This is a genomic window from Amycolatopsis echigonensis (assembly GCF_014174495.1).
Classification (GTDB): domain Bacteria; phylum Actinomycetota; class Actinomycetes; order Mycobacteriales; family Pseudonocardiaceae; genus Amycolatopsis; species Amycolatopsis echigonensis.
The window spans coordinates 134,681-159,953 of sequence record NZ_JACJHR010000005.1; the positions used below are offsets into that span (position 1 = coordinate 134,681).

23 protein-coding genes and 1 pseudogene are annotated in these 25,273 nt (G+C 69.9%); 13 read left to right on the forward strand and 11 right to left on the reverse strand.

Annotation, left to right across the window (positions count from 1 at the left end; translation table 11 throughout):
- Window positions 1–3: 3 nt before the first annotated feature.
- Window positions 4–1,857: an alpha-L-fucosidase gene (locus tag H5411_RS05655; RefSeq protein ID WP_208637535.1), complete on the reverse strand. Its 1,854-nt coding sequence runs from the start codon at window positions 1,855–1,857 to the stop codon at window positions 4–6.
- 371 nt (window positions 1,858–2,228) lie between these two features.
- Between H5411_RS05655 and H5411_RS05660 the strand changes: the two genes are divergently transcribed.
- A complete protein-coding gene (locus H5411_RS05660) occupies window positions 2,229–2,456 on the forward strand; it encodes a hypothetical protein (protein ID WP_101439690.1) in 228 nt (75 codons plus the stop codon).
- A 156-nt stretch (window positions 2,457–2,612) separates the two neighbouring features.
- Here the strand turns inward: H5411_RS05660 and H5411_RS05665 are convergent, their stop codons facing one another.
- Both H5411_RS05665 and H5411_RS05670 read right to left on the reverse strand, forming a co-directional pair.
- The gene (locus H5411_RS05665) at window positions 2,613–3,257 is read right to left on the reverse strand and encodes a GntR family transcriptional regulator (protein WP_101441298.1); all 645 of its coding nucleotides are present in this window, start codon (window positions 3,255–3,257) and stop codon (window positions 2,613–2,615) included.
- A gap of 461 nt (window positions 3,258–3,718) precedes the next feature.
- Complete coding sequence (locus H5411_RS05670; RefSeq protein ID WP_101439688.1) at window positions 3,719–4,504, reverse strand: SDR family NAD(P)-dependent oxidoreductase; 786 nt, start codon at window positions 4,502–4,504, stop codon at window positions 3,719–3,721.
- Between the two features lie 101 nt (window positions 4,505–4,605).
- Between H5411_RS05670 and H5411_RS05675 the strand changes: the two genes are divergently transcribed.
- Entirely contained in the window at window positions 4,606–5,220 is a 615-nt protein-coding gene (locus H5411_RS05675) for a TetR/AcrR family transcriptional regulator (RefSeq protein ID WP_183123159.1), read from the forward strand.
- Between the two features lie 29 nt (window positions 5,221–5,249).
- Here the strand turns inward: H5411_RS05675 and H5411_RS05680 are convergent, their stop codons facing one another.
- Complete coding sequence (locus H5411_RS05680) at window positions 5,250–5,390, reverse strand: hypothetical protein (protein WP_246368782.1); 141 nt, start codon at window positions 5,388–5,390, stop codon at window positions 5,250–5,252.
- A gap of 351 nt (window positions 5,391–5,741) precedes the next feature.
- On the opposite strand from H5411_RS05680, the gene H5411_RS05685 reads away from it, so the two are divergent.
- The 3 genes from H5411_RS05685 to H5411_RS05695 are packed head-to-tail and all read left to right on the forward strand — an operon-like array spanning window position 5,742 to window position 8,577.
- The gene (locus H5411_RS05685) at window positions 5,742–5,957 is read left to right on the forward strand and encodes a hypothetical protein (RefSeq protein ID WP_037713851.1); all 216 of its coding nucleotides are present in this window, start codon (window positions 5,742–5,744) and stop codon (window positions 5,955–5,957) included.
- Window positions 5,954–7,408, forward strand: a complete 1,455-nt coding sequence (locus tag H5411_RS05690) for a sodium:solute symporter family protein (RefSeq protein ID WP_158242560.1) — start codon at window positions 5,954–5,956, stop codon at window positions 7,406–7,408. Before H5411_RS05685 ends, H5411_RS05690 begins: the two co-directional genes overlap by 4 nt.
- A complete protein-coding gene (locus tag H5411_RS05695) occupies window positions 7,405–8,577 on the forward strand; it encodes an amidohydrolase (protein ID WP_101439684.1) in 1,173 nt (390 codons plus the stop codon). The genes H5411_RS05690 and H5411_RS05695 overlap by 4 nt, the downstream gene beginning before the upstream one ends.
- A gap of 10 nt (window positions 8,578–8,587) precedes the next feature.
- On the opposite strand, the gene H5411_RS05700 is transcribed toward H5411_RS05695, so the two are convergent.
- Window positions 8,588–10,054, reverse strand: coding sequence for a chlorohydrolase family protein (locus H5411_RS05700; protein ID WP_101439683.1), 1,467 nt, complete (start codon window positions 10,052–10,054; stop codon window positions 8,588–8,590).
- A gap of 134 nt (window positions 10,055–10,188) precedes the next feature.
- Here H5411_RS05700 and H5411_RS05705 point away from each other — a divergent pair, with 134 nt between their 5' ends.
- A complete protein-coding gene (locus tag H5411_RS05705) occupies window positions 10,189–10,845 on the forward strand; it encodes a GntR family transcriptional regulator (RefSeq protein ID WP_101439682.1) in 657 nt (218 codons plus the stop codon).
- 269 nt (window positions 10,846–11,114) lie between these two features.
- Here H5411_RS05705 and H5411_RS05710 read toward each other — a convergent pair whose 3' ends face one another.
- The 5 genes from H5411_RS05710 to H5411_RS05730 form a co-directional block, all read right to left on the reverse strand.
- Window positions 11,115–12,326 (reverse strand): amidohydrolase family protein, encoded by a 1,212-nt coding sequence (locus H5411_RS05710; protein WP_101441297.1) that lies wholly within the window; start codon window positions 12,324–12,326, stop codon window positions 11,115–11,117.
- A gap of 94 nt (window positions 12,327–12,420) precedes the next feature.
- Entirely contained in the window at window positions 12,421–13,038 is a 618-nt protein-coding gene (locus tag H5411_RS05715) for a dihydrofolate reductase family protein (RefSeq protein WP_101439681.1), read from the reverse strand.
- A gap of 97 nt (window positions 13,039–13,135) precedes the next feature.
- Window positions 13,136–13,708 carry a dihydrofolate reductase family protein gene (locus tag H5411_RS05720; protein ID WP_101439680.1) on the reverse strand — a complete coding sequence of 191 codons (573 nt, stop codon included), beginning with the start codon at window positions 13,706–13,708 and terminating at the stop codon, window positions 13,136–13,138.
- A 129-nt stretch (window positions 13,709–13,837) separates the two neighbouring features.
- On the reverse strand, window positions 13,838–14,197 hold the full coding sequence (locus tag H5411_RS05725) for an ACT domain-containing protein (RefSeq protein ID WP_101439679.1): 360 nt from the start codon (window positions 14,195–14,197) through the stop codon (window positions 13,838–13,840).
- Between the two features lie 29 nt (window positions 14,198–14,226).
- Window positions 14,227–14,559, reverse strand: coding sequence for a class II fructose-bisphosphate aldolase (locus H5411_RS05730; protein ID WP_244194854.1), 333 nt, complete (start codon window positions 14,557–14,559; stop codon window positions 14,227–14,229).
- Here H5411_RS05730 and melA point away from each other — a divergent pair.
- The 3 genes and pseudogenes from melA to H5411_RS47400 form a co-directional block, all read left to right on the forward strand.
- Complete coding sequence (gene melA, locus H5411_RS05735; protein WP_101439678.1) at window positions 14,513–15,817, forward strand: alpha-glucosidase/alpha-galactosidase; 1,305 nt, start codon at window positions 14,513–14,515, stop codon at window positions 15,815–15,817. The two genes, H5411_RS05730 and melA, sit on opposite strands and share 47 nt — an antisense overlap.
- A 268-nt stretch (window positions 15,818–16,085) precedes the next feature.
- Window positions 16,086–16,892 (forward strand): endo alpha-1,4 polygalactosaminidase, encoded by an 807-nt coding sequence (locus H5411_RS05740; protein ID WP_312877711.1) that lies wholly within the window; start codon window positions 16,086–16,088, stop codon window positions 16,890–16,892.
- A 103-nt stretch (window positions 16,893–16,995) separates the two neighbouring features.
- A pseudogene (locus H5411_RS47400) lies at window positions 16,996–17,349 on the forward strand (class I SAM-dependent methyltransferase); the annotation flags it as partial.
- 335 nt (window positions 17,350–17,684) lie between these two features.
- Here the strand turns inward: H5411_RS47400 and H5411_RS05745 are convergent.
- Window positions 17,685–18,611, reverse strand: a complete 927-nt coding sequence (locus tag H5411_RS05745) for a DMT family transporter (protein ID WP_158242559.1) — start codon at window positions 18,609–18,611, stop codon at window positions 17,685–17,687.
- Between the two features lie 83 nt (window positions 18,612–18,694).
- Here H5411_RS05745 and H5411_RS05750 point away from each other — a divergent pair, with 83 nt between their 5' ends.
- The 4 genes from H5411_RS05750 (at window position 18,695) to H5411_RS05765 (ending at window position 25,242) form a co-directional block, all read left to right on the forward strand.
- Complete coding sequence (locus tag H5411_RS05750; protein ID WP_101439674.1) at window positions 18,695–19,588, forward strand: LysR family transcriptional regulator; 894 nt, start codon at window positions 18,695–18,697, stop codon at window positions 19,586–19,588.
- Window positions 19,589–20,304: 716 nt separating this feature from the next.
- Complete coding sequence (gene lanKC, locus H5411_RS05755; RefSeq protein WP_101439673.1) at window positions 20,305–22,842, forward strand: class III lanthionine synthetase LanKC; 2,538 nt, start codon at window positions 20,305–20,307, stop codon at window positions 22,840–22,842.
- Window positions 22,843–22,874: 32 nt separating this feature from the next.
- Window positions 22,875–23,009, forward strand: a complete 135-nt coding sequence (locus H5411_RS05760) for a class III lanthipeptide (RefSeq protein WP_158242558.1) — start codon at window positions 22,875–22,877, stop codon at window positions 23,007–23,009.
- Window positions 23,010–23,589: 580 nt separating this feature from the next.
- Window positions 23,590–25,242 carry an ABC transporter ATP-binding protein gene (locus H5411_RS05765; protein ID WP_183123160.1) on the forward strand — a complete coding sequence of 551 codons (1,653 nt, stop codon included), beginning with the start codon at window positions 23,590–23,592 and terminating at the stop codon, window positions 25,240–25,242.
- Window positions 25,243–25,273 lie beyond the last annotated feature (31 nt).

The following is a 25,273-nucleotide window of genomic DNA, read 5'->3' on the forward strand; positions in this document are numbered from 1 at the left end:
CTTTCAAGCGGCGGGGACAGTGCGGTACAACGCGAAGGTAGCCAGGTACGGCGTTGCTCGCGATTGCGTGACGACCACGCGCAGGTGGCCCGCGGTGATCGGCGACGGGAGGGTGACGAGACGGTTGGCGCCGATGGTGGTGACCGTTGCGATCGTGCGCCAGGAACCGTCCGCTTCGGCCTGTACGGTCGCGCCTTCGACGTGCTGGCCGCGAGTGATGTCCTCCCCCAGCCGGATCTGGTCGAAGGTCACCGCCTTCGGCAGCACGACCTCCATCGTCCCGGTTTGCGCGCCGTGCGGCGGAGACCACGACGTCGCGAGCGAGGAATCCGTGACCGCGCTCAGCCCTCGCGCGCCGGCGGCGAGGTTCTGGGCCTGCGTCCTGGCGATGGCCTGTCCGAAGGAGGCCAACGCGGCGGTATCCGCCGGAGCGATCCGGCCGTCCGGGCCGGGCGGAACGTTCAGCAGCAGCGAGGCATTGCGTCCCACCGACGCGCGGTAAAGGTCGACGAGCTGCGCGGCCGTCTTCGGCTGTTCGTCCGGGTGATAGAACCAGCCCGGCCGGATTGATACATCAGCTTCGGCCGGTGCCCATTCCAGATATCGCACGGACGGATCGGCGAGCACCTGCCGCGACCCGAGGTCGGCGCCCTCCGCCCCGCCGACGAACAACTCTTCGTTGTGCGCGGTGTTCGGATCGCCGGTGGTCGGCAGCGCGCTCCATTCCGTCTCGCGGGCCTGGCCCTGCTCGTTGCCGACCCAGCGAACGCCCGCCGGCCCGGCGAACGTGACGGTATCCGGCGACAGGGCGTGGATCATCCGGAACCAGGTCGTGAAGTCGTAGTTCTCGCTGATTCCGTTGCCGCGCCAGGGGTTCGCCCCGTCCAGCCAGAGCTCGTCGATGGGGCCGTACTGCGTGAACAGCTCGTAGATCTGGTTCAGGTAGTAGGTGTTGTAATCGTCCTCGGTGACAGTGAACTTCGGCAGTTTCCCGGCCGCGAGCGCCGCGGCACGGTCGTCGTTCGGGACCAGCGACGGAATGGTGCGGACCTTCGCCGCGCTGCCAGTGCCGTACCGCCCCTGACCGGCAGGCGTGTTCGCGCGGTCCTCGTAGGTCGCCTGTTCCTCGATGCTCAACGGCTGCCCGGCGGCGACCTTCGCCTCGACCCGTTTCACCTGGTCCGCGAAGAACTGCGCGGGCAGTTCCGCACCGTCCGCAGGCGAGAGGTACACCCCGACTTTCAGCCCTGCTTTCCGGGCGGAATCGACGTAGTCGCGCAGGATGTCACCTCGCGGATTCGCACATCCGGCGGCGCGGACCTGCCAGTAGGCGGACGGATCCTGCGCCCGGCTGTTCTGCGCGTCCGCGCGGGCCTTCGCCACCGCGCCGTCGGCGCACCCGGGCGCGACCCACCACGGGCTCGCGACGACGGAGTGGTTCGTGTAGCGCGTCGGATAGAGGACGAACCCGTCATGGTGCTTCGCAGTCAGCATCACCTGCGTCACGCCGGCCGCCTTCAGCGACCGCATCCACTGGTCGGTGTCGACCGCCGCCGGCGCGAACGTCGACTCCTTTTCCGCGCCGGAGCCCCATTCCCGGTCGGTGAAGGTGTTCATGCCGAAGTGCGTGAACGCGGTGACCGGCCGCTGCTGCCAAGCGACCTGCCCGGCGCGCGGCACGGTCGCGGCGGCTTTGGCGAGGATCCGGTCCATGCCGTCGCACGACTGCACAGTCTGGATCGCCGCCGGACGGATCGGTCCGTGGCAAGCGGCTGTTTCCGCGGCAGCGGCCGGCACGGCAGCCGTTCCCCCCGCCGCCAGCACCGCGGCAAGCACCAAGCTCGCGGGAATCGACACGGCGGTCCTCCTGTCGGATCCGTGACCGAACGGTGACGGCGGGGAGCCTAAGTCGGCCATCCATCGGATGTCTAGACCTGATCGGCGGAGGAGGTCTCGCTTTCACCCGAGCGCCGAGGCTTCGATCAGCCCTGTTCCAAGCCGTTTTGCCGACAGTGCGGTGGCGGCGCAGTGATCTGATGGATCGCCGGGGAGCACCACGTCAGGCAGGAGGGAACGGAAAGTTGCCGTTCCGGCAAGGGAGTGCGCGCGATGCCCGTTCGATCAATTCCGGTTAGCCGAACAGGCAAGGGCTGGTTCGCCGCGACCCGGCGAGGGTAGCGACGGTGAAGAGGCGGTCGGCACGATCGCCGGAACCGGAGGGATCGACCATGCGGAAATTCGTGGCCACCGCTGCTTTCTGCGTCGCCACGAGTGGTGGCGCTCTGCTGCTGAGCGGCACCGCCTTCGCCCGCCATCTCGAGTACCAAGGGCCTTACGCGACCCCGGACGACTGCGTTCGCGCCCTGCGCGCCCTGCCGCCGGACCCCACGGTCGACGGTGTCGAATGCATTCCCATGAAGGGCAAGCATTACCTCGAAATCTCGCACCCGAGCTGAATCGCGCCCGGCTTGATCGCGTTTTCCGCGACCGTCCCCCAGAGCACGGCATAAACAGGATGCCGCGCACTCTCGCCTTGGATTCAGGCTGACGGCCGCTCGGCTCCCCCGCGCCCGAGCCGATCCCGCTTCCCTTGTCCGCCACGGCTCGGCCGGTCAGCCCTCCGCGCGCCCCAGCCCGCGCAGATGCCGCCCGCTCTCCATATGGTCCATCAACAGCGCTTCCACGGTCTCCACGTCCCGCCGCGCGATCGCCTCGTACAGCTCCCGGTGCTCCCCCGCGACCCGTTCCAGGTCCTCGTGCTGCCCCAGCAGCCACCGCATCCGGCTGCGGAGCGTCAGTTCCAGCTCGTTGAGCAGCTCGTTCCCCGCCATCGCCGTCACGGCCTCGTGGAAGTCGGCCGCCGCTCGGTGGGCCGCGACGGCGTCGCCGGCAGCGGCAGCGGCCGTTTCCTCGTCCATCGCGGCGCGGAGCCGCTCCAGGCCGGCGCGCGAATGGCGGATCGTCGCGAGTTTGAACGTCAGGACTTCCAGTGCCGCGCGCACTTCCTGCAGGTCCGCGATGTCGCTCGCGGTGAACTCCCGCACCACCGCCCACGTCCGGGGCCGCGGCGTGACCAGTCCTTCGGCGACCAGGGTTTTCAGCGCGTCCCGCACCGGGACCCGGCTCACGCCCAGGTCCGCGGCGAGGTCCCGTTCGACGAGCTTGCTGCCCGGTGCGCGCACCCCGTCCAGGATCTCGTCCCGGAGCTGCCGGACGACCCGGTCCGTCTCGGATTCGACGCCCTGTTCCGCTGCCATCCGGCCATTCTCGCACCACCGCCCGGACCGTCCACTGTGGCCGGTGCGCAACGCGGGTTCGTCTTCCGCCACGCCGCGCAATCCGCCACCGCCGCCCGCACGTCGAACTCCGGCGCGACGCCCGTTTCCTCCCGGAGCCGCGAAATATCCAGATACGGCCCGGTCTCCCCGCCCGCCGCGATCTCCGCCAACGCCTCAGCTATCCCCGCGATGCTTCCCGGTCGGTCACGTTGAGCGTTTCCACCGCGACCCGGCCCGCTAGGAACGACGGGACGTCCGTCCGCCGGCGCCGGTGACCAGGACGTCCTGTCCAAGGTCCGCGAGCGCACGCGCCGTGTGCGCGCCGATCATGCAGGCCGGGCACGAGGATCGTCGCGGCCCCCCGCACCGGGCGGTCGGGAACTGTGTCATGCCGCGAAGCTACGGCCCGGCCGCCCGCGAGTTCTTGAACGAATCGCGCATCAGAAGTGCGTGCCACCGTCGATGCGGACCTCGGTGCCGGTGATGAACGCGGCGTCCTCGCTGGCGAGCATCGCGACGACCGACGCGACCGTCTCCGGACCGGCGAAACCCTGGCCCAGCGCGGGAAGCAGCTTGGTGAGCAGGGTGTAGTCGGCGTCCTCGGGGAAGCCGGGGCCGACGCTCTGCTTGCTCTTGCCGCTGCCGTCGGTCATGCCCGAGGAGATCGAACCGGGCTGCACCGAGGTGAAGCGGATACCGTCCTTCGCGTATTCGGACGCCAGCGCGTGCGTCATCGACTGGATGCCGCCCTTGCTCGCCGAGTACGCCGCCATGTACGGGTGCGCGAACATCGCCGACGTCGAGCTGAAGTTCACCACCGCGGGCGCGGAACCCTCGCGCAGCGCCGGGATCGACTCGCGGATCACCAGGAACGTGCCGACCAGGTTCACGCGCAGCACCTGCTCGAACGCCTCGAGCGGCATCTCGTGCGTGTGCGCCGACCGCAGGATGCCCGCGGCGTTGACGAGCGCGTCCAGCCCGCCGAGCTGCTCGACCGCCGACGCGACCCCGGCCTTCACCGAAGCTTCGTCGGCGACGTTCACGACCACGGTGCTCAGCCGGTCCGCCGCGTCGCCGGCCTTCTCGGCGGTGTCCGCCAGGCCCGCTTCGCTCACGTCAGCGGCGACGACCCGCCCGCCCTCGGCCAGCATCCGCAGGACCGTCGCCTGCCCGATGCCCGAGCCCGCTCCGGTGACCAGCACGCGGCGTCCTTCGTAACGGTTCATGGTCCGCTCCTTTCCTCTGCCGTCACCTTACGCCTTGGTGGCAGACTGTGCCACTTTGACAAAATATGCACTCTTGGCAGTAATCGGGTAGCGTTGCCGCGGTGAGCGGAAAGACCCCGACCCTGACCGAACGGCGCAAAGCGGCGACGCAACTGGACATCGCCCGTGCCGCCGCGCGACTGTTCACCGAGCATGGCGCACAGGGGACGACCGCGGAAGCGATCGCCGCCGCGGCGGGCGTCGCCCCGCGGACCTTCTACCGCTACTTCCGCACCAAAGAGGACGCGGTCGCACCGCTGCTGGTCGTCGGCGCCGATTCGTGGCGGGAACACCTCGCGTCGACGCCCGAAGGAACGCCGCTGCTGAAGGCGGTCGAGGACGCGATCCGCACAACAATCTCCGCCGCGGACGCCGCCCCGGAATTCGCCTGGACGCGCGGCTTGCTGCGCGCCGCAAGCGGGGATGATTCGGCGCTTGCGGCCGTATGGCACCGGGTGAACGGCGAATCCGAGACCCGCCTGCGCCCCGTGCTGGCGCGGTTGGCACCGGAGACGGACCAGGTGACCGTGCATTTGGTCGCGGCCGCGGCGACGGACGCGATCCGGATCTCGCTGGAGATGTGGGCTGGTACTGAGGAGAAGGCAGCGCCGGTGGAGCTGGCGGTGCGGTGTTTCCGCGGGTTGTCCGGCGGGCTCGCGAGTGCTGAGTCCGGCTAGCACCGGCACCGCCGCTCACGAGCCGCCGGTCAGCGGAACTCATGCACGACCTCGATCTTCCCGACCAGGTGCGTGTTGAACTCGCCCAGTTCCCCGGGAGGAACCCACAGCTCCCGGTCGAGGAACGCCGTTTCGACGCGGAAGCGGTCACGCAACCCGCCCCGTCGCACCGGGCATTCCGGTATCGCGCGATCTTCACCGTGTAGTCCTCGTTCAGCACCGGATAGAAGATCGGCTGCTCCGCACTGACACCTCAGCTCCGGTTCGGCCGGAGGCCACCAGCGACCGGTGCGACTCGGCGAACCAGGCGATCCGGTCTACCAAAGTTCCATCGAACACCCGGTCAAACCCGCCGCGTCCACATCGGACAACCGATCTCCATCGCGCCCAGAGAACCCAGCACGTCCTATGGGCACCCGCATGGCCGGAATAGTCGCGAGCCCGCATCGTTCCCGCCCGCACTCTTGACAACTCGCCACCAGGCGCGCTTATGGTATACCAAACGATGAAGGGTGTGCGCGATGAAGCGTTCCGCAGTGGTGGCCGCGGTGGCCTTCACTCCCTACGTGGCGATGATCGCCGGCCTGCCCTGGTTCAGCGGCGGCGGCCGGATCTGGTTCCTGCCCGAGATCGGGTTCTGGATCCTCCTCTGGGTGGCCCTCACGCCCGTGTTCCTCGGCGTCGCCGACCGCATCCGGCGCCCCGGCGCCGCCGAAACCGAGCAGGAGCAGCGATGAACGCGGGTGCGGCGGTCGCGCTGGCCGTGGTGGCGCTGGCGGTGGTCATCGGCCTCGCCGCGCGCGGCCGGAAGCAGATGGACCTCGAACAGTGGACGGTCGCCGGCCGGTCCTACGGGACGCTGCTGTTCTGGGTGCTCGCCGCGGGCGAGACCTACTCGACCTTCACCTACCTGGGCGCCTCCGGGTTCGCCTACGCCAACGGCGGCGCGGCGTTCTACATCGCCGGCTACGGCACGTGCGCCTTCGTCCTGTCCTACTTCTTCCTCCCTCCACTGTGGAGGTACGCGAAGAAGCACAACCTCGTCACCCAAGCGGATTTCTTCACCCACCGGTTCCGCAGCCCGTGGTTCGGCGCGCTGACCGCGATCGTCGGCGTGGCGTTCATGATCCCCTACATCGAGGCGCAGCTGCTCGGCCTCGGCCAGATCGTCGAGACGACGACCGGCATCAACCGGGTCACCAGCATGGTGCTCGCGGTCGTGCTGATCGCGGTGTTCGTCTACGCGTCCGGCATGAAGGCCGCCGCGTGGGTGTCGGTGCTCAAGGACATCCTGCTGATCGGCACCGTGCTGGTCGTCGGCATCGCGATTCCGGTGCACTACTTCGGCGGTTTCGGGCATCTCATCGACACCGTGCAGGCACAGCACCCCGGCTTCCTCGGCGTGCCGGCGCCGGGCAGCCCGCTCGGCGTGCCGTGGATGATGTCGACCCTGCTCGTCACCAGCGCGGCGTTCTTCATGTTCCCGCACGCGCTGGCCGCGATGTACACCGCGAAGTCCGAGCAGACGATCCGGCGCAACGCGATTTACCTTCCGCTGTACCAGATCCTGATCGCGCTGACGCTGTTCGTCGGCTTCGCCGCGATGCTGGTCGTGCCCGGGCTGAAGGGCAGCGCCACCAACGGCGCGCTGCTGTCGCTGACCTTGAAGACCATGCCGTCGTGGGTGGTCGGCCTCGTCGGCGGCGCGGGCGCGCTGGCCGCGATCGTGCCGATCAGCCTGCTGCTCCTGCAGTCCGCGACGCTGCTGGCCCGCAACGTCTACCAGGGCGTCCTGCGGCCGAAGACCACCGAACAGGGTGTGTTCCGCCTGTCGCGCGGCCTGGTCGTCGTGGTGACGGCGGTGGCGCTGCTGTTCGCGATCTTCCAGCCCGCGCTGCTGGTGAACCTGCTCCTGACCGGGCAGAACGGCGTCTCCCAGTTCTTCCCGGCGATCGTGCTGGGACTCGTGTGGCGGCGGCTGACCAAGGCGGGCGCGGCGACCGGGCTCGTGGTCGGCGTGGCGATCGTCGCGTGGACGGTCCTGGCTTCGAAGAACACGTTGTGGGGCCTCAATCCCGGCCTTCTCGCGATCATCGTCAACATCGTGCTCACCGTCGGCGTCAGCCTCGCCACCGCTGAGCGCCGCGAGCCGACGGTGCGGGCCGAGGCCGCGGAGGGAGTCGCGTGAACCTGTTGTTGCGCAACGTCCGGACCGGCGGTGGCGATCCGACGGACGTGCTGGTGCGCGATGGCCGGATCGCCGGGTTCGGACCGGCCGACGCGGACCTCCCAGCGGATGTCCCGGTCGAGGACGGCGGCGGAGCGCTGCTGCTTCCGGGCCTCGTCGACGCCCACTGCCACCTCGACAAGACCCTCTGGGGCCTCCCCTGGGTCCCGAACACCTCGGGTTCCGTCCTCGCCGACCGGATCTCGAACGAACAGCGCCGCCGCAAGGAATTCGGGCTCCTCTCGCCCGAAACCGCGGCCTCGCTGCTCGACGTGATGATCGCGAACGGCACCTCGTTCGTCCGCACGCACACCGATGTAGACCCCGAACTGGGGCTGTCCGGCATCGAGGCGGTGCGGGAAGCGGCGGCGCGGCATCGCGGCCGGGTCACCGTCGAGCAGGTCGCCTTCCCCCAGGGCGGCCTGCTCACCCGGCCCGGCACGCTGGAGCTGCTGGAGCGCGCCGTGGCGTCCGGGGTGGAGAACGTCGGCGGCATCGACCCGGCCGGTTACGACCGCGATCCGCGCGGGCACCTCGACGCGATCTTCGACATCGCCGCGCGGCACGGCTGCGGTGTCGACCTGCACCTGCACGACGAAGGTCCGCTCGGGGCCTGGGAAATCGAGCTCATCATCGAGCGGACGAAGGCGCTCGGCCTGGCCGGGAAGGTCGCGATCGGGCACGCGTTCGGCATCTGCGGCATCCCGGAGGCGCAGCAGGACCGGCTGATCGAAGGCCTCGCCGAACAGCGGATCACGCTGACCACCGCGGCGGTGTACGACCGGCCGGTGCCGCCGCTGGCCAAAATGCGGGCAGCGGGCGCGAACGTCGCGTGCGGCAACGACGGCATCCGCGACCTGTGGGGACCGTACGGCGACGGGGACATGCTCACGCGCACCATGCACCTGGCGTACCGCAGCTCGTTCCGGACCGACCCGGAGATCGAACTCGCACTGCACGCGGCGACGTACGGCGGCGCGAAAGCGTTACGGCTCAAGGATTACGGCCTGCAGATCGGCGACCACGCTGATTTCTTCCTCGTAGAGGCGGTGTACCCGGCCGAGGCCGTCGTGTCCCATCCTTCGCGACGGCTGGTGGTGAAGGGCGGGGCTGTCGTCTCGCGGGGATAGCCCGCCCTTGCTACTCCTGGAACGCCGGGAAGGTCGGAGGGAACAGCTCCTCCGCCTCCCGGCGTTCGACGTCCCGCTCCGAATACGCGGCGCGCATCTTCTCGAACAACGCCTGCGCGCGGCGGCGAAGATCCTGCTCGTCGACACCGGGGACGTGTCCGTCCACCAGCACAGGCTGGCCCGCGACGACGGAATGCGTTGCCTCGCGGGCGGTTCCGCTGAGCAGGAACGTGCGGATCGGGTCGTCCTGCACGCCGTCGCGGAGGTCGCCGACGTGGAACGCGACGAGGTCCGCCTGCGCCCCTGGCGTCAGCTTGCCGAGGTCGTCGCGACGGAGTGCGCGGGCGCCGCCCAGCGTCGCCGCTTCGACGTACCACTCCGCTGGAGCCGCGTCGGCGCGGCCGTCCATCACCTTCGCCAAGTGCACGCCGACGTCCATGCCGCGGACCAGGTCCGGAGGAAAGGAATCCGTGCCCAGACACAGGTTCAGCCCCGCTTCGCGGTAGTCGCGGAACGAGCGCAGGGCGTGGCCGTAGCGGAAGGACGTGAGCGGGCAGTGGATCACTGACGCACCAGCCGCGGCCAACGTCGCGACGTCGCCTCGGTCTTCGCCGTGGACGTCGGGATGACGGTCGAGGACTTGCCCGTGCGGGATCAGCAGGCGGTCGCCGAGCAGGCCGGTGCGCTTGAGCATTTCCAGCGGCGTTACGCCATAACGGTCCAGGATCAGTTCGCGTTCCAGCACGCCTTGCAGGCAGTGGAGCCGCACCAGGACGTCACGCTGCCGCGCCGCCTCGGCAGTGGCGCGCATGAGGTCTTCGGTGAGCGTCTCGATGCGGCACGGCAGCAGAACGCCGTTGACAAGCGGATCGCCCAGTTCCTTTGCGTGGTCGAGAAACCGCAGTGCGTCGGCGAATCCTTCCTCGCCGCGACGTTCATCGAAGGCAACCGTGCGCTTACCGTCCACAGTGGCCACGTTGACGCCGGAACGGTAAGCGGGGCCTAGATATCCGCGCAGCCCGAGGTTCCGCGAGAAGTCCGCCGTCGCGACAAGCTCCTCGTACGGCTCGGCCCACGAGGAGTGCACCTCCGACGCGATCGGCATGAACGTCGTGATGCCGTGCAGCGCCAGCTGAACGAGCGCGTACTCGCGAATGGTCTGCCGTTCCTCTGGAGTGAAGACGTCGCGGCGACGGTGCGCGAAGTAGTCCTCGGACCACTGCAGACCCGCCGCACGGTCTGCGGGAGCCCAGGAATCGAGGACGAGATGGTCCACATCGGTCAGCGCGTCGAGATCGATCAGGCCCGGGAGGACGAGGGAATCGCCGAGGTCGACGTCCAGGTCGGCCGTTCCGGCATACCGCGGGCCGACGTAGGTGACGACGTCGTCCTCCCAGACGACCTCGCCGTTTTCCAGCAGAGCGTGCCGACCGTTCTGGTGGGCAAGCACATGGCGGGCACGCCAGCGAGTGCGCATCGGGTTCCTTCCGCTCGGTGCGTTAGGTATACCAAACGGCGCAACCTGGCGGCCAGAGCTTGCCGGACAGGGGTTTTTCCGGGAACCTGGGAGGAGGTTCGCCGATACTGTCGGTGACGGCGGGAGGGGATCGGATGGAGCCGGGTTTCGCGTCGGAGTCGGAGCGCGTCACGGAACGGCTGCGGAACGAAATCCTCGACGGCACCCGGGCTCCCGGCAGCAAACTGGTCGAACGGGATCTGGCCGCGGAGATGGGCGTGAGCCGGGTGCCGGTGCGGGACGCGTTGCGCGCGCTGGGAAACGAGGGGCTGGTGACGCCGCGGCCGCGGTCGTGGTCAGTGGTGCGGGAGTTCACCGCGTCGGATGTCGCGGACCTCAACGAGGTGCGCACCGCGTTCGAGGGCCTCACTTTCCGGCTCGCCGCGCAGCGCCGCACGCGCGAGGGCCTGGCGCGGCTGCGGGAAGTGCTGGACGCCGAACTGCGCGCAGCCCGCGCCGGGGACGCAGTTTCCGCGCGCCGGGCGGCCGCGGACTTCCACGAGGTCGTGACGTCCCTGTCGGCGAACGAACTGCTCGGCGAACTGGAGCGGACGCTGCGCAGCCGGATGCGGTGGCTGCTCGGCCAGCACGACGACCTGGAAGCCATGGCGGCGGAGCACGAACTCCTGTACGAGGCGATCGTGGACCGGGATGTCGAACGGGTGGAACGGCTGGTGCTGGCCCATCTGGCGACCGGCACGAGCGAGGCAGCGCGACGGCATCCGGCGAGGGAGTCCGCTTCGGCGAGATGAGCCCGCGTCGCACGGCCTGGTCGCGGCCCCCCGGCTGGAGCCGACACGGCGCCTCCGTCGCGGCCTGGGTTCCGGCAGCGTTGAGATCTCAAGATTCGCCGAGTTGACAGCAATATGCTCACGCCCGTCGCGGGTTGATCAACCAGAGCCCGTGACATCTCAGCCGCACTCCCCCGGACGCCACTGGGATCTCAACGCCGCCCAGCCCGGCAACGTTGAGATCCCAGAGTCGGCACCGCACCGCTGAGGCATCGGCTCCGGTGCCCCGGTCAGAGGTCGACGACCGCCAGACCGTCCGCCACCACGACGCCGTCGTGCAGCACCGTCCGGTCCTTGCCGCGGTCCATGACCGCGCTGGTCGGGGTTTCGCCGTCCACCAGCACCAGATCCGCGCGATCGCCGACCGCCACGCCGGGCCGGTCGTCGATGCCCGCCAGCCGCGGGACGTCGTGGCTCATGATCGACGCGCCGCCCATCGTCGCGACCGCCAGCGCCATCTCGATCAGTTCGTCGCGCCGGAAGCCGTGCGTGAAGGCCAGCTGCCACGTGCGGTCGAGGAGATCGCAGTTGCCGTACGGGCTCCAGTAGTCCCGCTGGCCGTCCTCCCCCAGCCCGACGCGCACGCCCGCGGTCGTCAGGTCCGCCAGCGACAACTGCCGGTCGACGGACGGCGCGACGGTCGCCATCGCGATGTCCAGCTCCGCGAACGTGTCGATCAGCCGGCGGCTCACCGCTTCCGAAACCGAACCCAGCTCGTACGCGTGCGACAGGGTCACCTTGCCGCGCATGTCCAGCGCGCGGACCCGCTCGATCACCAGGTCGGCCGAAAACACGCCGAGATGCCCCGGCTCGTGCAGATGGATGTCGACCTCGACGCCGTACTTCTCGGCCAGCCCGAACACGACGTCCAAGTGCCCCTTGGGATCCTTGTCGAGCGCACACGGGTCGATCCCGCCCACCACCGACGCACCCGAACGCAGCGCGGCCTCCAGCACGTCCGCCGTGCCGGGTTCGCGCAGGATGCCTGCCTGCGGAAACGCCATCACCTCGACGTCCGCATGCGCGGCGAAGCGCTCCTTGGCCGCGAGCACGGCGTCGAGCCTCTCAAGCTGACAGTCCACGTCGACCTGCGCATACGTGCGCACCCTGGTGGTGCCGTTCGCGATCATCCGCTCCAAGGTGCCCGCGACGCGTTCCGGCAGCGGCACTTCGGCCTTCCGCCAGTTCTCGCGGTCGTTCAGCATCATCGCCCACACGCCCGGCGCCCCGGTGTGCGGCCGAAACGGCAAGCCGATCCGCGTCGAGTCGAGGTGGACGTGCACGTCGCTGAACGACGGGAACAGCAGTCGCCCACGCCCGTCGACCCCGTCCGGGCCTGCTACTGCTGCCGGGTCATGCGGGCGGACCGCGGCGATCCGGCCGCCGGTCACCTCGACGTCGCAGCGCTGGCCGCCCCAGGGACGGACGTCACGGATCAACACGGAGAGCACCTTTCCCGGCGGGAGCACTTTGGTATACCAAGAGTACCGGATGCGCGGCACCCGCCGGGATCGGCAGCGTCGTTCGGCGCTCGGGTCACGCCGGGGAGGTCTGGTCGCGGACCGGGAACACCAGGTGGATGACCCGGTCGCCCTGGATGCAGACGGTCGGGTTGCCGAGCAGGACTTCGGGAGCGGCGAGCTGGCCGAAGAACGGCCGGTTCCCCTCGCCCAGCAGCACCGGAACGAGGTCGACGGCCACCTCGTCGAGCAGCCCGAGGTCCAGGCACTGGCGGGCGATGGTGCCGCCGGTGACCGCGACGACCCGGTCGCCGGCGAGTTCACGAGCCTTGGCGACCGCGGCCTCGACGCCGTCGGTCACGAAGGTGAACGGCGCGTCGGGATGGGCGTCGACCCACTCCGTGGGGACCTGGTGGGTCACCACGACGACCGGGACGTCCAAGCTGTGCCTGCCCTGCCAGCCTCGCGCCACCTCGAACAGCGTCCGGCCGCACACGAGTGCTCCCACCGACGACACCCATCGCCGCCAGTGCTCCGTGCTCGCCGGGGCGAGATGGACGGTGAAGTCGCCCGCCGGGGCCGGGATGGCGACCTCTCCGTTCTGCAGCCAGTCGAACAACGGGCCGATCGTGTTGTCCTGCTTGGCGACGTAGCCGTCGAGGGACATGATCGCGTTCGCTACCACTTTGCCCATGGTGCCTGCCTCCTCCTGTGCCGCGGATCTTCGCCGCGAGCGGTCCTTGTCCCTGCGTCGAACGGGGTCTCCGGTTTTCGACACGACCGGCTCGGGGTCACGACACCACTCGGTAGCGCAGATGCGTGACGCCGGGCGCGTCGAGCGCGCGCGCCAGCTCGAGTTCGACCCGGTCGGCGCCGAACAGCCGCCGGCCCTCGCCGAGCACGATCGGGATCAGGTGGATCTGGACCTCGTCCAGCAGGCCCTCGCGCAGCAGCGACTGCGCGAGGGCGGCTCCGTGAACCATCACGTCCCGGTCGCCCGCGGCGGCTTTGGCCTCCCTCATCGCAGTGCTGACGTCGGGCACATAGTGGACCCAGCCGCTCTGCGCTGCGGGCGCGGTCCGGCGCGTGGGCACGAAAATCGGCACGCCGTGGTGGTCGCCGCCCCAGTGGCCGGCGTAGTCGAACGTCTTGCGGCCGACGACCACGGCGCCGGTCGCCATCGCCTCGGCCAGGACCTGCCCGCTCACCCCCGGCGGGGCGAAATGCCGAAGCTCCGAGCGGGGGCCGCCGAGCCACTCGTGCAGCGCGCCGCCGCCGTTCCCGAGCCCGTTGCCGGGGCCGTCGTCAGCCCCGGCGATGAACCCGTCGAGCGACATCGACATGTAGAGCACGGACTTGGCCATCGCGGTCTCCTCGCGCCGGACGGCCCGGTGCGAGCCGTTCTCACCACTGCGTCGCTCGAGCGGGGCCGGATTCGACAGCCGGACCTTCTCCGGCTCACCTGCGAGGCTGAACAGGTGCGTGCGGAATCTTCAGCCGAGCACGCGGTGCCCGGCCCGGCGCAGCAGCGCGATCGCCGCGTCCGCCTGGTCAGCGGGAATCAGCACGAGGTCGCCGTCGAAGCTGGCCGCGACCCAGACCGGCACCTCGCCCGCCGCGAGAGGCGCCACGATCGCCGCCAGCATGCCGGTCGCGTCCGGCGGGTGCGCCTCGTCGCCGTTCCACAGCGCCACCCAAGCGTCGTCGGCCGAGTCCTGGCGTCGCATGCGAGCTCCGCCGTCCGGACCGCGCACGAGCGCGAGCACGTCGCTGTCCTCTACGCCCGGTGCCGCGCGCTCCAGTACGTATCGACCTTCCAGCACCCGCAACGTCTGATGATCCGCGACCGGCATCAGTGCATCGTCGCACACAAATCGACCGATCAGCCCGCAAGCAACCGCACAAGGCGAGCGGTCTCCGCGGCCACCGCCGTCCTCCCCAGCCGGACGTATTTCCGCGGATCCACCGCATCCGGCTGCCCCTCCAGGAACTGCCGCACCGACCGCGTGAACAGACCATTCAGATGCGTTGAGATATTCACCTTCGTCATGCCGCTCACCACCGCGCCGCGCAGTTCCTCATCCGACAGCCCTGACGAGCCGTGCAATACCAACGGGACCGGTACCGCATCTCTCAACCGGGCGACGAGTGAGCGGTACGGAAACCGCATGACCACCAAGATCACCTTCATCGGCGCCGGCAGCGTCGTGTTCACTCAGGGCCTGCTCGCGGACCTGTTCGCCTATCCCGAGCTGTCCGAAGTGCACGTCGCGCTGCACGACATCGACCCGGAACGCCTGCGCACCGCGCACGCGGCGGCCGGGCGCATCGCCGAAACCCGCGGCGCCAAGCCTGTCCTCACCGCCCACGCGGACCGCCGCGAAGCCCTTGCGGGCGCGGATTTCGTCATCAACATGGTCCAAATCGGAATGGGCGAAGCCGCCCGCGTCGACTTCGACATTCCCGCTCGCTTCGGAGTGAAGCAGACCATCGGCGACACGCTCGGCGTCGGCGGGATTTTCCGGGCCCTGCGCACGTTCCCGTTCCTCCGCGAACTCGGCGAGGACATCGCGCAGGTGTGCCCGCAGGCATGGTTGTTGAACTACACCAACCCGATGGCCATGAACGTGCAGTACCTTTCCGAGACGCTCGGCCCGGATCGCGTGGTGGGCCTGTGCCATTCGGTGTACTGGACTGTGCACGACCTGGCCAAACTGCTGGAAGTGCCGTTGTCCGAAGTCGCCTACCACGCCGCGGGCATCAACCGCCAGGCCTGGATCCTGCGCCTGGAGCACCAGGGAGCCGACCTGTACCCGCGGCTCGCCGAACTCGCGGAGGACCCGCAACTGCGGCGGCGCGTGCGGTTCGACATGTTCCGGCGGCTCGGCTACTACCCCACCGAAACCAGCGAGCATTCCTCCGAATACGTGCCCTGGTATCTGGGCCACGAAAGCGAAATCGAACGGCTGCGGCTGCCGATCGGCGCGTACCTGGACGTCGTTGCGGAGAACGAGGCCGAATACGAGCGCACCCGCCAGGCCGTCGAACGCGACGAACCGCTCGCCGTCGAAGGCACCAACGAATACGCACCGCAGATCGTCCACAGTATCGTCACCGGGACGCCGCGCACCGTTTACGGCAACGTCCTCAACCGCGGGCTGATCCCGAATCTGCCCGCGACCGGCGCCGTCGAAGTGCCGTGTCTCGCTGACGCCACCGGCATCCAGCCGACGCGCGTCGATGCGCTGCCGCCACAGCTGGCCGCGCTCAACCGCACCTATCTGAGCACGACCGAACTCGTGGTGCGCGCGGCGATCGAGGACGATCCCCGGCACATTCGCCACGCCGCGATGACCGATCCCGCGACCGCGGCCGCGCTTCCGGTCGAACGCATCTGGGAACTGTGCGACGAAATGGTGCGCGCGCACGGCGACGCACTCCAGCCGGGATTGCGCGAAACGCTGGGCAGCTAGCCGGGCGTGGCTATGCCGGCGGGAACCGGCATAGCCACGCACCAGGCCGCCGCCGCACGTTCTTGACGGTGCGGCGCGGTGATCCGCTAAACTCCTGATGCCTGCCGGACGGGCAGGCCAGAAGTACGCCCAGCCGGTAATGCGGAGTTCTCCGCGAGCCCGGACCCAGTCGCCAGGATGTCTTCGGCACATCCGAGGCGGGGCCGTACTCACCCATCGCTGGAGTCACCAGATGCCTTCGCTCCCTGGTCGGATTTCTCGCGGTACTGTGGCGGCCGCCCTGCTGATCGGCAGCTCGGCTTGCACGTTCGGGGCCGCGGGCCCGGTGGAAAGCGCGCCGCTGCCGTCGCCGCACAGCCAGGTCGCCGACGTTCCCCTGCCGGCCCCGCACGCCGGCTTCGACTACCAGATCGGCGGCCCTTACCAGCCGCCGGCGGGCGTCCAGGTCGTCAGCCGCGACCACAGCGCCCCGGCGGCCTCCGGGCTGTACAACATCTGCTACGTCAACGCTTTCCAGGTACAGCCCGGTGCCGAAAAGGAATGGGGAGACCTGGTTCTGCGCGACGACGACGGCACCGTCGTCATGGATCCCGACTGGAACGAGGCGCTGCTCGACTCGCGCACCGCCGACAAGCGGAGCCGGATCGCGGACAAGGTCGGCGCATGGATCGACGAATGCGCGGGCAAGGGCTACCAAGCGATCGAGCCGGACAACTACGACAGCTTCACCCGGTCCCAGGGGCTGCTCAGCGCGCGGAACGCCCAGGACCTCGTGAAGCTGCTTTCCGAGCGCGCGCACGGAAAAGGTCTCGCGATCGGCCAGAAGAACACCTCGGAACTGGCCTCGTCTCGGGCGGCGAACGGTCTTGACTTCGCGGTCGCCGAGGAATGCGGCCAGCAGGACAATTGCGCGGAGTACACCCGGTATTTCGGCGACCGCGTGATCGTCATCGAATACACCGAGGACGGCTTGCGCACCGCATGTGCCAAGTGGGGCAACACCCTCAGCGTCGTCCGCCGCGACCGGGACGTCACACCGAAGGGCGATTCCGCGTACGTCCGCGAAAGCTGCTGAGGGTTCCGCCACCCTGCCAGCACCGCCGCGCGGATGCTGGCAGGGTGGCGGAATGGCCGACGAGTACCCGTTCGACAACGCGAGCGCCCCGGCGAGCGACCGGATGTCCGCACTGGAAGCCAGTTACGACGCGACGACCGTCCGGCATTTGGGGCAGCTCGGGGTCGGCGCGGGGTGGTCCTGCTGGGAGGTCGGGGCCGGGGGCGGGTCGATCGCCCGGTGGCTGGCCGGGCGGGCCGGGCACGTGCTGGCCACCGACCTCGACACCCGGCTGCTCGCCGACCTGCCCGCGAACGCTTCGGCGGTGCGCCACGACGTCCGCGCGGAGGCGGTCCCGGACCGGAAGTTCGACCTGATCCACGCCCGGCTGGTGCTGATCCACTTCCCGGAGCGCGACGAGCTGGTGGCGAAGCTCGCCGGGGCGCTCGCGCCCGGCGGCTGGCTGGTCCTCGAAGAAATCGAGCCGCGCGGGCAAACCGTGCTGGCCACGCCCGACGAGAAGAGTGCGGAGGTTTTCGCTTCCGTGCAGGGCCGGATCCTGGACCTCCTCGAACGCGCGGGCAGCGACGTCGAATGGGCCGGGCGGCTGCCGTCGGTGCTCGCCGGGGCCGGGTTGCGCGAGGTCGGCAGCGCGCGGGTGACGACCCGGTGGCCGGGCGGCGGACCGGAAATCCGGTTGCTGGCCGCGAATTCGGTGGAGCTGGCCGAAAAGCTGGCCGCGGACGGCGTGCGGCCGGAAGAACTCGAGCAGTTCCGCCGGGTGCTCGCCGATCCGCGGTTCACCGTGTCGTCCTATCCCCTGGTGTCGGCGTGGGGACGCCGTGAGCGACGGCGGGAGATGGCCACCCCGGCCAGGCAGAGCGCGCCGCCGACGAGTCCGTATGCGGTCGGGGTTTCCGCCAGCAGCAGCCATGACAGCAGCACGGCCACCGCTGGCACGGCGTAGGTAACCATCGTCAGGCGACCGGCGTCCGTGCGGCGCAGCGCGTACGCCCACGCGGTGAAGCCGACCGCGGTGGGAAACACTCCCAAGTAGACACTGCCGAGCACCGCTCCGGTGGGAGCGACTTGCAGTTCGCTGATCAGCTGCGGTGCCCACGGCAGCAGGACCACGGCGCCGACGACGCACCCGAGCCAGATCGCGGTCAGCCCGTCGACGTGGCGCAACGTGATCTTCTGGACCATGACGCCGGCCGCGTAGAGCACGGCGGCCAGCAAGCACAGCAGGACGCCGACCCAGTCGTTGCTTCCGGTGGCTCCAGTCGCGATCAGCGCGGCCCCGCCCAGCGCGACGAGCGAACCGATGACGAGCGAGCGCGAGAAGCCTTCGCCGAAGAACTTCCCGGCTGCGGCGGCGACCATCAGCGGTGCCAGGTTGACCAGCAACGCCGCGGTCCCCGCGTCGACATGCCGCTCCCCCGCGTTGAGGACGACGGTGTACGCGGCCAGCCATAGCACTGCATACGCCGCGACCAGCAGGAACGCTTTCCGCGACAGCCGGACGCGGACCGCGCCCTTGACTACGGCGAACACGGTGAGCGCGACGGCGGCGACAGCGAGCCGCAGCAATGCCAGCGGTGCCGGGGACAGCGCGTGCCCGACGCTGCGGATGGCGACGAACGACGAGGCCCACAGCACCACGGCGAGCCCGGCGGCCGCCGCGATCTTGCCGAAGTCGGTCTTGGCGGCGGGGTGAACGGTTTCCACGAGATCGGTCACCTGGTCATCGTCGCCACGCTCCGCTGTACAGCACAAGCGATGAGTTCTGTACCTCCGTTAAGGAGTGCTGTACATTCGCGGGCATGCTCGACATTCCCCGGCTCCGCGTGCTGCGCGCGGTCGTCGCGTCCGGGTCGATCCGTGCGAGCGCCGCCGCGCTCGGCTACACGCCGTCCGCGGTGAGCCAGCAAATCACCACGCTGCAACGGGAGACCGGGTTGCAGCTGTTCGAACGGTCCGGCCGCGGCATCGAGCCCACCGAAGCCGGGCGGACGCTCGCCGCCGAGGCCGAGGCGTTGTTCGCGTCCTTCAGCCGGGTCGAGCAGGTCGTCAGCGAACTGCGCGCCGGACGGGTCGGCAGGCTGTCGATCGGCTACTTCGGCTCGGCCGGCTCGACCTGGCTGGCCCCGACGGTCGCCGCGCTGCGCGCCGAGTTCCCCGCCCTGCGGCTGGACCTGATGCTGACCGAGTTCACGCCGGGCGATCCGGACATCGACATCTTCGTGGAGGAAACCGGGGCCGAACATCCCGGATCGGTCGTCGTGCACCGGCTGGCCGAGGACCCCTACCTAGCGGTCGTCCGCCGCGACGACCCGCTCGCCGGCCTGCCGGAGGTGCCGCTGGCCGCGCTCGCCGAACGGCACTGGGTCGACAACGACCTGCGCGAGGGCCCGTGCCGGCAGGTGCTCCTGAACGCCTGCACGCAGGCCGGGTTCTCGCCGAGTTTCGTCGTCGAAACCCACGACTACCGGACCGCGATGTCTTTCGTGGCAACGGGAATCGGGCTGACGGTGGTTCCCGAGCTGGGGATCGGCGAACTGCCGGACGGCCTCACCACTGTCGCCCTGTCCTCTCCCGCGCCGGTCCGCCACCTCAGTCTCGCGGTGAAGAAGCCGATCGCGGACCACCCCGCCGCCCGGCGTGCGGTGGAACTGCTGGAAAGCCTGGTGTGCACGGGGAAAACCCTGGCCAGCTGACACCTGCGGGTCGTGATGGGTCGCCTGGGGTACCGCGGGAGTCCGTGAAGGACTCCTTGCGGGAATTAGAGTCCGTGAGGGGCCCCTTCACGGACAGCCGGGCGACAAAGCCTCGAATCGCCGGTATCCGCCGCGCCGTTCGGAAAGCCCTAAGGGAATCAGAGTCCGTGACGGTTCCCCTCACGGACGGCCAGCCCGCCAGGCCCGGAATCGCCGAGGTTTCGCGCTCGCGGCTCGGAAACCTGGGCCGGGAAGCCGTGAAGGGCCCTTTGCCGGAACAAGATTCCCGCAAGGGGCCCTTCACGGCACGGTCACCGCGGCGCGAATCGACGGCTGGCCCGTTCTCCGGTAACGAATGCACCACATTCGCGACGCCCGCCCCGAACGGACCAGTCCGCACCGGGTGCGCCCCGGACGGCGCGCGGAAGCCGGCTCACCGGAACGGGTTGATGGCCTTCCGCCAATTTCTCCCGCTGTTTCCGCGCCGACCTGGGCGGCTGACCGCTAACCGTCTTCGTTACGCCCCGATCGGGTAGGGACAACTCACGCGCAGTCCGCATTTCCGCCGCCCGAACCCGCGTCCGTCACTCTGACGAGGAGCTTCGAACCCCCGGGTTGGCGGATTGGCCGGGGCACCTCCTCCGTGCGGGAATGGTGTCACCGTCCGACATCGAAGTCGCCCGGTTTTCCTCAGGGAAAAGGAAGGGTTCGTTTTCATGGACGTCCGGTACGAGGCTTTTTGCTTCGCCGATCCGCTGTTCTTCGACGAACCGCGGGAAACCCCGGGCGCGGCCGGAGACCTGGCCGCGGGCCTGCCGGGCCCGGGACCGGAGTGGACGGTCGAAACCCGCGGGATCTGGCGTTCGCTGCGCCCGTCCGGCCGGAAACTTCCCGTCCAGGGCTGGAAAATCCATGTCTCCGCAGGTCTGGACAACGCCGAGTCCGTACTGGCGCGGGTGCACCGGTACTGCGTGGAGCACCGGGTCGCGTACAAGCACCTGCGCTCCCGGACGATCCTGGTGAGCCGCAATTCGAAATACGCGCCGCGGGAAGGAAGCGGCAAGCTGATCACGATTTACCCAGGAGCCGCAGACGAGCTCGCCCGGATACTGCACGACCTTTCCGCCGAGCTGGAAGGCGAGCACGGTGCGTATATTCTGAGCGATCTCCGCTACCGCGAAGGCCCGCTTTACGTCCGATATGGCGGATTCGTCGAACAGTGGACAGAACACGCCGGAACCCGGGTGCTGGCAATCCGCCATCCGGATGGAACTCTCGTGCCCGACCGGCGCGAACCGTCCTTTTCCGTGCCGGACTGGGCACCTATTCCGTCCTGTTTGTCCGACAGTCTCGCCGCGCGCAAGAACGGCGCCCGATTCCCGTACCGGGTGACCGGTTCCCTGCACTTTTCCAACGGCGGCGGCGTTTATCTGGCCGAACGAGGGGTCGACCAGAAGACCGTCGTGCTGAAGGAGGCCCGGCCGCACGCCGGGCTCGACCGGGACGGCGCCGACGCGGTCGCCCGGCTCAACCACGAGCGCGAGGTGCTCGAACGGCTGGCGGACGTTCCGGGCGTCCCCCGGGTGTACGAGCAGTTCACCGTGTGGGAGCACCACTACCTGGCGATGGAGCATCTGCCCGGCATCTCGCTGAGCAGCTGGCTCGCGCGGCATTACCCGCTCACCGGCGGCTCCCGCGCCGAAGGCGAGCTTGCGGCCTACCGCGACCGCGCTCTGGCCGTGCTGGCCCAAGTCGAACGCATCGTCGCGGACATCCACCGGCACGGCATCGTGTTCGGCGATCTGCACGGGAAGAACATCCTCGTGGACGACCAGGACCGGGTGTCGCTGATCGACTTCGAGCTGGCCGTCGACGCCGAGTCCGGCGACCGTCCCGGGCTCGGCGCGCCTGGCTTCCGCGCGCCTGCCGACCGGCGCGGGTTCGAGATCGACGAGCACGCGCTCGCCGCGCTGCGGCTGTGGCTCTTCCTTCCGCTGGTGATGCTGCTGGAACTCGCGCCGGGCAAGCTGCGCGGGATCGCGGACTTCGCCCAGCAGCGGTTCGACCTGCCGGACGGATACGCCGACCGGGTGGTCTCCGTGCTCGCCTCGCGCACCACACCGCCCGCCGCGACGCACACCGCGCTGGACGAGCCGCGGCCGGACTGGACGCTGGTGCGCAAGCAGATCGCGGAAGCCATCCTCGCGAGCGCCACGCCGGAGCGCACCGACCGGCTGTTCCCCGGCGACATCGAACAGTTCCGCTCCGGCGGCGCGGGATTCGGCGTCGGCGCCGCGGGCGTGCTGCACTCGCTGCACATCGCCGGAGCCGGCCGTTATCCGGAATACGAGCAGTGGCTGGTGGCTGCGGCGCGACGGCACCCGCCCACGCGGCCCGGCTTCTTCGACGGCAGCCACGGCATCGCCTACGTCCTGGAGGAATTCGGCTACTCGGCGGAAGCCGACGAGTTGCTCGCCGCGTCGCGGTCGCTGGCCGACCAGACCACCGACCACGGCCTGGAGAGCGGCCTCGCCGGGATCGGCCTCACCCGCCTGCACTTCGCGACGACCCGCGGCGACAACGAATTCGGCCGCCAAGCCCTCGACATCGCGGTCAAGCTCGCGACCGCTTTCGAGACCGCCGACCCGCCCGGACGCTTCGCCAGGGCCGGGCTGCTCAGCGGCTGGTCCGGACCGGCGTTGCTGTTCCTGCGCCTGTACGAACACACCGGGGAGCCGACCTGGCTCACCCTCGCCGACCGGGTCCTGGCCCGCGACCTGGAGGAATGCGCCCCAGCGGCCGACGGCTCGCTGCAGGTGCGGGACGGCACCCTACGGACGCTGCCGTACGCCGCGATCGGCAGCGCCGGAATCCTGCTGGTCGCCGAGCAGGTCGCCCGGCACCTCCCGGACTCGGCGACCGCCCGGAGCCTGCCCGGGTTGCGGGCGGCGTGCCGCGGAGAGTTCGTGATCCACCCCGGCCTGCTCTACGGCCGGTGCGGACTCGCCGCCGCCCTGTCCTTCGCCGACGAACCGGACCGGGAAGCCATCGACCTGCATCTGTCCCGGCTGTCCTGGCACGGCGTCCCGTACCGCGGCGGGCTGGCCTTCCCCGGCAACCAGCTGCTTCGCCTGTCGACCGACGTCAGCACCGGCAGCGCGGGAGTCCTCCGCACGCTCGCCGCACTACTGGACGGCGCGGAACTGCTGCCCTTCCTGGGCTCCGCACCGTCCCCGCACACCTCCGGCCGATGAGCGCCGGCGGACCCCGAGAGAAGGGAACACCCATGGAACACGTCCTGGAACTGCAGGCGCTGGAGGCCCCGGAAGCCCTCGAAGGCCAGGGACTGGACCACCACGGCCACAGCCACTACAGCGCGTACTGCGGCGACAGCACGCTCAGCCTGCTTCTCTGCTACTGACCGCGCGGGCGGGGCGGGAACGGCGCAGGCCAAGTGCGCCGTTCCCGCCCCGCTCATTCTGCCCCGGCGACCCGCGGTGGTCGCGCCGAGACGGACGGCTCCGGTGCTTCCGGGTTGAGATCGACGATCCGACGGCGGGGTTCGCCGGGAGTGCAGGCGTTCGCCACGCGAGGGGAACGCCGTCGTCCTGCAGACCTGGCACCCTCGACTCGTCGTGACGTCGCTGATCTCCGCCGACGCCCCGCATGGCGACCTCCGCGCGAAGGGACCGCCATGGCCAGCCACGCCGACTCCCGTTGGCCTGCGCCGCTCTTCTCGACCGTCCCTACTCGCCGCGACCGCCATGACCTCGCCGACCTCCCCCGCAGGACGACCACCACGCGAGAGGAGCGACCCGCCGACCACCCCTGCCTCACCGCAGTGCTCATGACCTCGCTGATCTCCGCCGGTGCCGCGCGTACCGACCACCACGCGAAGCGAGCGGCGTGACCGGATCCGCCGACCGCCCGTTCGCCATCGTCATGACCCCGCCGACCACCGCCAGTGCCCCGCACGGCGACCACCACGCGAGAGGAGCGCCATGGCCAGCCCCGCCGACCGACTGCTGACCACGACCGCTCTCCTCGACCGCCCCCGTCTCGTCGCGGTCGTCATCACGTCACTGATCACCGCCGGTGCCGGACTGCTGCTGCCCGGCGCTCTCGCCGCGGCGACCGACGCGGTGCTCAGCGGGCGAAGCAGTACCGGCGCGGTGGTGTGGCTGCTTGTCGTAGGTGTCGCGGAGATCGCCGCGGACGCCGTCACCATGGTCCTTCCCGCCCGCCTGACCAGCAACGCGAGCGCTTGGCTCCGCCGCCGGATTACCGACCGGCTGCTCGCTCTCGGCACCGGCTCGCCGTTCGCCCCGGGCGACGCGGTCAGCCGGGTGACCGGCGATTGCGCGGCCGCCGGCGGCATCGCCGCGGTCGTGGTGCAGCTGATCGCGACCGGGCTCATGTCCTCCGGCGCGGTCGTCCTGCTCGCGCTCTTGGACTGGCGGCTGGCGCTGGTCTTCCTCGGCAGCCTCCCCTTCGCGCTGCTGCTGGCCCGTTCCCACCTGCGCGGTACGGCCAAGGATGTTCTTTCCTACCAACGGGTTTCCGGTGAACTGTCCGCCCGACTGCTCGACGCGGTCGCCGGCCTCCGGACGATCGCCGCGTCCGGCACCGCCGATGCCGAAGCCGCCCGGGTGCTGCGCCCGTTGCCGCGGCTGAACCTCGCCGGCCAAGGCATGTGGCGCACCCAAGCGCGGATGGTGTGGCGAGCAGGTCTCCTGCTCCCGACAGTGGAAATCCTCACCCTCGCCGCCGCCGGTTTCGGCGTGCTGGCCGGACGCTTGACCGCCGGGGACGTCCTCGCCGCCCTCGGCTACGTCGCGCTCGGGCTCGGCCTGGTAACACAAATCCCGTTGCTCACCACGCTTTCCCGCATCCGCTCGGCCGCACACCGGATCACCGAAGTCCTCGACACCGAACCGCCCCCTCGCGGCGCGCTCGGACTGTTGCCCGGAAACGGCACCCTGGAACTCCGCGGCGTCACCGTGCACGGCGCACTCGCCGACATCGATCTCACCATTCCCGGTGGCTGTTTCGCCGCGGTGGTAGGAAGTTCCGGGTCGGGAAAGTCCACTGTGGTCTCATTGCTGGCAGGTCTCCGTCGCCCCGACGCCGGTCACGTCCTGCTGGACGGCCGCGACCTCGCTGTACTGCGTCCTGAGGAACTTCGGGCCGTTATCGGCTACGCCCCCGCCGAGCCCGCGCTACTTGGCGACACCGTCGCGGATGCTGTCGCTTACGGTTCCTGGGCCAGCGTTCCGGCCGTCGATGCTGCCTGCCGGACCGCGCGGATCCACGACGTCCTCGTCCGGTTGCCGCAGGGTTATGACACTCCCCTCGCCGAAACTCCGTTGTCCGGCGGGGAACGCGCCCGGGTCGGCCTCGCTCGTGCGCTCGCGAGAAACCCGCGAGTGCTCCTGCTCGACGACGCCACCGCCAGCCTCGACACGATCACCGAACGCGCCGTGACAGCTGAACTGGGCCGCCGGACTCGGGTAGTCGTCACGCACCGAGCCGCGATGGCCGCGCGGGCGGACGTGGTGGTGTGGCTGGCGGCGGGACAGGTCCTGGCGGTCGGGCCGCATGCGCGCTTATGGCAGCTGCCCGGGTATCGCGCGGTGTTCACGGAGGAAACGTGAACGCAGCACAGCGAACGACAGAACAATTCCG

Bases quoted from the DNA above. Each gene is read 5' to 3' on its own strand.
- H5411_RS05660 (WP_101439690.1), top strand. From the start codon at position 2,229: ATGCGGAAATTCGTGGCCACCGCTGCTTTCTGCGTCGCCACGAGTGGT.
- H5411_RS05665 (WP_101441298.1), bottom strand. From the start codon at position 3,257: ATGGCAGCGGAACAGGGCGTCGAATCCGAGACGGACCGGGTCGTCCGG.
- H5411_RS05670 (WP_101439688.1), bottom strand. From the start codon at position 4,504: ATGAACCGTTACGAAGGACGCCGCGTGCTGGTCACCGGAGCGGGCTCG.
- H5411_RS05685 (WP_037713851.1), top strand. From the start codon at position 5,742: ATGAAGCGTTCCGCAGTGGTGGCCGCGGTGGCCTTCACTCCCTACGTG.
- H5411_RS05690 (WP_158242560.1), top strand. From the start codon at position 5,954: ATGAACGCGGGTGCGGCGGTCGCGCTGGCCGTGGTGGCGCTGGCGGTG.
- H5411_RS05700 (WP_101439683.1), bottom strand. From the start codon at position 10,054: ATGCGCACTCGCTGGCGTGCCCGCCATGTGCTTGCCCACCAGAACGGT.
- H5411_RS05705 (WP_101439682.1), top strand. From the start codon at position 10,189: ATGGAGCCGGGTTTCGCGTCGGAGTCGGAGCGCGTCACGGAACGGCTG.
- H5411_RS05715 (WP_101439681.1), bottom strand. From the start codon at position 13,038: ATGGGCAAAGTGGTAGCGAACGCGATCATGTCCCTCGACGGCTACGTC.
- H5411_RS05720 (WP_101439680.1), bottom strand. From the start codon at position 13,708: ATGGCCAAGTCCGTGCTCTACATGTCGATGTCGCTCGACGGGTTCATC.
- H5411_RS05725 (WP_101439679.1), bottom strand. From the start codon at position 14,197: ATGCCGGTCGCGGATCATCAGACGTTGCGGGTGCTGGAAGGTCGATAC.
- melA (WP_101439678.1), top strand. From the start codon at position 14,513: ATGACCACCAAGATCACCTTCATCGGCGCCGGCAGCGTCGTGTTCACT.
- H5411_RS05750 (WP_101439674.1), top strand. From the start codon at position 18,695: ATGCTCGACATTCCCCGGCTCCGCGTGCTGCGCGCGGTCGTCGCGTCC.
- lanKC (WP_101439673.1), top strand. From the start codon at position 20,305: ATGGACGTCCGGTACGAGGCTTTTTGCTTCGCCGATCCGCTGTTCTTC.
- H5411_RS05760 (WP_158242558.1), top strand. From the start codon at position 22,875: ATGGAACACGTCCTGGAACTGCAGGCGCTGGAGGCCCCGGAAGCCCTC.
- H5411_RS05765 (WP_183123160.1), top strand. From the start codon at position 23,590: ATGGCCAGCCCCGCCGACCGACTGCTGACCACGACCGCTCTCCTCGAC.